Here is an 891-nt window from a genome sequence, read left to right on the forward strand (position 1 = left end):
CTGCCATGTCGCGCACAGCACCTTGGTGACGGCCGCCTTGATGCCTTCATGGGCATCGGAAACGACGAGCTTGACGCCGCGCAGGCCGCGGCGGGTCAGCTTGCGCAAAAACTCCGTCCAGATCGGCTCGGCCTCAGACGTGCCGACCTCCATGCCCAGCACTTCGCGCCGGCCGTCTGCGTTTACACCGACGGCGATGATGACGGCGACCGAGACGATGCGTCCGCCGCGGCGCACCTTCAGGTAGGTGGCATCGATCCACAGATAGGGCCAGTCGCCCTCGATGGGCCTGTCGAGGAAGGCCTTCACCTTGCCGTCGATCTCCTCGCACAGCCGGCTGACCTGGCTCTTGGAGACGCCGCTCATGCCCATCGCCTTGACCAGGTCGTCGACCGAGCGCGTCGAGATACCCTGGACGTAGGCCTCCTGGATGACGGCGGTCAGCGCCTTCTCGGCCATGCGCCGCGGCTCAAGGAAGCTCGGGAAGTAAGAGCCCTTCCTGAGCTTGGGGATGCGCAGCTCGACGGTGCCGGCCCGCGTCTCCCAGTCTCTGTCGCGGTAGCCGTTGCGCTGGACAAGCCGCAGTGGGTTCTTCTCGCCATGGGCCGCGCCGGTGGCGGCGCCCACCTCCAGCTCCATCAGCCGCTCGGCGGCAAAGCCGATCATCTCGCGCAGGATATCGGCATCGGGGGTCTTCTCTACGAGCGTGCGCAGGTTCATCATGTCGTTGGTCATCGGTGGTTCCTTCGAATCAGGTTGTGTCAGCAACCCAACCCTACCGAAGAACATCGATGACCGCCGCTGCGCCGCTCGCTCGCTACAGCGCTGTTGAGGGCGCGCTCGCGAGCGGCTTCGCTATCGCCGACCTACACCACGCGGTGGGACACGACC

The 891-nt window shown here is 65.9% G+C and carries 1 protein-coding gene; it reads right to left on the minus strand.

Translation table 11 applies throughout. The features are described 5' to 3' along the window. The coding region (locus tag E5X88_RS33495) for an IS256 family transposase (RefSeq protein ID WP_292168555.1) at positions 1–735 on the minus strand (735 nt) is incomplete at its 3' end. Between the last annotated feature and the right edge of the window lie 156 nt (positions 736–891).

It is taken from the genome of Mesorhizobium sp. (assembly GCF_004962245.1).
Classification (GTDB): domain Bacteria; phylum Pseudomonadota; class Alphaproteobacteria; order Rhizobiales; family Rhizobiaceae; genus Mesorhizobium.